Raw genomic sequence first — 3,712 nt, forward strand, 5'->3', positions numbered from 1 at the left:
CTGCGCCGCCTGGCCCCGGCGCCGCGACCCGCGCGCCCGGTAGCCTGCGCGCCATGAGCCAGGCGACGTTGCGCGTGCTGATCGTGACCGCGGTGGCGGCGGAACGCGACGCGGTGACCGCCGCGCTGCCGGGCGGGCACGCGCCGCCGCCGGAGTCCGGGCAGGCGCCCGGGCAGGCCCCGATGATCGAGACGGTCGCCGCCGGGGTCGGTCCCGCCGCCGCGGCAGCGGGTACGGCGACGGCGCTCACGGTCGCCGCTGCCGCCGGTGAACCCTTCGGCCTCGTCATCTCGGCGGGCATCGCCGGCGGCTTCCCGCCCTGCGGACTCGGCGCGACCGTCCTCGCGACGTCGATCGTCGCCGCGGACCTCGGAGCGGTGACCCCCACCGGCTTCGCCTCCGTGACCGAGCTGGGATTCGGCACCGTCGAACACCGCCCCCCGGACGGGCTCGTCAAGGCCGCCGCCGAGGCGACGGGCGCGGTGACCGGGCCCGTGCTCACCGTCTCGACGGTGACTGGGACGGCCGAGCGGGCCGGGGAGCTGGCGGCGCGGCATCCCGGGGCGGTGGCCGAGGCGATGGAGGGGTTCGGGGTCGCGGAGGCGGCGAGCGCGCACGGAGTGCCGGTGCTGGAGATCCGTACCGTCTCCAACCCGGTGGGGCCCCGCGACCGTGCCGCCTGGCGGATCCCGGAGGCGCTGGCCGCGCTCGGGGGCAGCTGCGCCGCCCTGCTGCCCGTACTGCGAGCATGGCGCCCATGACCAACGACGGCACTGACGGCACCGGCGGCGCAGACGGCGCAGACCGCACAGACCGGCCGGGCAGCCCACTGCGGTTCGCCTACTCGCCGTGCCCCAACGACACCTTCGTCTTCGACGCCTGGGCACACGGCCGCGTACCGCAAGCGCCCCCGATCGATGTCACCTTCGCCGACATCGACGTCACCAACGGCATGGCGGAGCGCGCCGAACTCGACGTGCTGAAGGTCTCCTACGCCGTGCTGCCCTGGGTGCTGGAGGACTACGCGCTGCTGCCCTGCGGCGGTGCACTCGGACGCGGCTGCGGGCCGCTGGTGCTGACCCGCGAACCCGTGTCCGGAGCCGCACTCGGCGGCCGGACGGTCGCCGTGCCCAGCGAGCGGTCGACCGCGTATCTGCTCTTTCGGCTGTGGGCGGCCGACGAAGTGCCGGGCGGGGTCGGCGAGGTGGTCGTGCTGCCCTTCCACGAGATCATGCCGGCCGTGCGGGACGGCAGGGTGGACGCCGGACTGGTCATCCACGAGGCGCGCTTCACCTACCAGGAGTACGGGCTGCACCGCGTCGCCGACATGGGCGAGCACTGGGAGATCACGACCGGGCTGCCGATCCCGCTCGGCGCCATCATCGCGCGACGCACGCTGGGCGCTCAGACGCTGCACGAACTGGCGGCGGCGACGCGGGCGTCGGTGCGGATGGCGTGGGAGGACCCGGAGGCGTCCCGCCCGTACGTACGCGAGCACGCGCAGGAGATGGACCCCGCCGTCGCCGACCAGCACATCGGGCTCTACGTCAACGAGTTCACCGCGGACCTGGGCGCCGACGGCTACGCGGCGGTACGCGGGCTGCTGACCCGGGCCGCCGCCGAAGGCCTGGTGCCGCCGCTGGCAGGGGACGCGCTGGCCTTCCCCTGAGCGGCGCGACGGACGGGGCGGACACGGACTGGACGGTGCTGGACGGTCCTAGACGTCGAGCTGGTCGGCGACCGCGCGCAGCAGGCCGGCGATCTTGTGGCCGTGCTGCTTCTCCGGGTACCTGCCGCGCTCCAGCCCCTGCGCGACACCGTCGAGCATCGTGCTGAGGTCCTGGACGATCGACGCCAGTTCGTCGGGCTTGCGCCGCTGCGCCGCCGAGACAGAGGGGGCCGGGTCCAGTACGTTCACCGAAAGGGCCTGGTCACCGCGCTGCCCGGCGACGACGCCGAACTCGACCTTCTGGCCGGGCTTCAGCGCCTCCACCCCGCTGGGCAACACGGAGGAGTGCACGAAGACGTCACCGCCGTCGTCGCGGGAGAGAAAGCCGAAGCCCTTCTCGCTGTTGAACCACTTGACCTTGCCGGTAGGCACGTCTGTCCTCGTCCTCGTACTGTCCGGGCAGCCTCGGCTGCGTCACGAATGCTGCGCGAACTGGCTTCGCAGAGCAGTTTGAGCGGGCCCGATCGACCCGCTCACCACCAAGGCTAATCCCCCGGTGCCCGGTGACAAGATGTCGCCGAGCGGTTCCTCCGTACAGCTGTCCACCGATCTACCCTGGCCACGTGAACACTGAAACGTCCCACGCCGGTGATCTTCTGGTACGGATCGGCGGCATCGTCTTCCTCGTCGGCGCACTGGCCACCGTGGTCACCGTGGCCCCGCTCTTCCTGGGCACGGAGCCGTTCCCGGCGCCGGCCTACTTCGTCTGCATGCTGATGGCCGTGGGGTTCGTGCTGGCCGCCGCGGGCTTCGTACGGTCGGCTCGTCAGCGGCGGTAGCGGGCGAACCAGGCGGGGAAGCCGATGAGGCCGTCTTCCAGCACGACATCGGCGCCGGCGGCGCGCAGCTCCGCCGCGTCGCACGGTCCCGTCGGCACCGCGACCGACAGCGCCCCGGCCGTCTTCGCGCCCCGTACGTCGCCGGTGTGGTCGCCGACGTAGACGCCGGCGCCGTACTCGCGCAGCGCCTCACCCTTGGCTTCCGCCCACAACCAGCCGACCACCGCGTCCGGTTGGATGCCGAGGCGGTCCAGGTGCAGCTTCGCGTTCGGCTCGTGCTTGGCGGTGACGACGACGGCCCGGCCGCCCGCCGCCCGTACCAGGTCGACGGCTTCGCGGGCGCCCGGCATGGCACGGGCCGGCTCGATCGCGTACGCCGGGTACAGCTCGCGGTAGCGCTCGCCCGCCTCCGCGATCCGCTCGTCGGGGAACCAATGAGCCAACTCCTGCTCCAGGGGCGGGCCGAGGCGGGTGATGGCGAGGTCTGCGTCGATGTACGTACCGGTCTCGGCGGACAGCGCCTCGTAGGCCGCCCGGATGCCGGGGCGTGAGTCGATCAGCGTCATGTCGAGGTCGAAGCCGACGGTGGGAGCGTGTGGTGCCATACCGGCCATTCTGTCTTGCCGCGCGCCCTGCACTGAAAAGATCGACAAGGCTGACGCGGACGTCATCTTCCCGTAACCGAGCGTCCACGCGCGGGGGTTCTGGCGGCATGGATCTGCGGGCCGGGATGGGGTCTCCCGGGGCTCCGGCCCGGGAGACAGGTGCCCGGGGCCGCAGGCCCTCGGGAGAGCGGGCTCTCCGGCCCCAGGCCCCGGGAGTGGGGCAACGGGCCGCCAGGCCCGGGATGGGGCCCGGCCCGCCGTCAGGGCTGGATGCGAGGGCGCCGCGCGCGCCAGACGAGGAAGAGGGCGCTGGCCACCGCCGCGACCCGCAGCAGCACCGGTCCGGCCTCGGTCAGCGCCTGCCGCAGCTCGTCCCCGCCCTCCGCGATGGGCTCGCCCCACCGCCCGACGGTCCGCCCCCACAGCCAGACCACCCCGCCGGCCGCCACCAGCGCGGGCATGCCCACTGCCGACCACTTGGCCTCGTTACGGCTCAGCCGCGGCGCCCACCAGGCAGCCAGCCAGCCGATGGCGAGCGGAATCAGCGACCCGATGACGGAGCCCGCGAGCAGCAGTGCGACGGCCGCCCACTCCACGAT

The 3,712-nt window shown here is 73.5% G+C and carries 5 protein-coding genes and 1 pseudogene; 3 read left to right on the forward strand and 3 right to left on the reverse strand.

Annotated elements, in window-relative coordinates; all coding sequences use genetic code 11:
* Positions 1–53 precede the first annotated feature (53 nt).
* Positions 54–761: a futalosine hydrolase gene (locus tag ACRDP3_RS14810; protein ID WP_431517399.1), complete on the forward strand. Its 708-nt coding sequence runs from the start codon at positions 54–56 to the stop codon at positions 759–761.
* Positions 758–1,669, forward strand: coding sequence for a 1,4-dihydroxy-6-naphthoate synthase (locus tag ACRDP3_RS14815; protein WP_431517400.1), 912 nt, complete (start codon positions 758–760; stop codon positions 1,667–1,669). The genes ACRDP3_RS14810 and ACRDP3_RS14815 overlap by 4 nt, the downstream gene beginning before the upstream one ends.
* Positions 1,670–1,717: 48 nt before the next feature.
* On the opposite strand, the gene ACRDP3_RS14820 is transcribed toward ACRDP3_RS14815, so the two are convergent.
* The gene (locus tag ACRDP3_RS14820; RefSeq protein ID WP_431517401.1) at positions 1,718–2,101 is read right to left on the reverse strand and encodes a cold-shock protein; all 384 of its coding nucleotides are present in this window, start codon (positions 2,099–2,101) and stop codon (positions 1,718–1,720) included.
* 191 nt (positions 2,102–2,292) lie between these two features.
* Between ACRDP3_RS14820 and ACRDP3_RS14825 the strand changes: the two genes are divergently transcribed.
* Entirely contained in the window at positions 2,293–2,508 is a 216-nt protein-coding gene (locus ACRDP3_RS14825) for a hypothetical protein (RefSeq protein WP_431517402.1), read from the forward strand.
* Here the strand turns inward: ACRDP3_RS14825 and ACRDP3_RS14830 are convergent.
* Positions 2,496–3,122: an HAD family hydrolase gene (locus tag ACRDP3_RS14830; protein WP_431517403.1), complete on the reverse strand. Its 627-nt coding sequence runs from the start codon at positions 3,120–3,122 to the stop codon at positions 2,496–2,498. The two genes, ACRDP3_RS14825 and ACRDP3_RS14830, sit on opposite strands and share 13 nt — an antisense overlap.
* Positions 3,123–3,373: 251 nt before the next feature.
* Positions 3,374–3,712 (reverse strand): annotated as a pseudogene (locus ACRDP3_RS14835) (hypothetical protein); the annotation flags it as partial.

The organism is Streptomyces sp. (assembly GCF_050698815.1).
Lineage (GTDB): Bacteria > Actinomycetota > Actinomycetes > Streptomycetales > Streptomycetaceae > Streptomyces.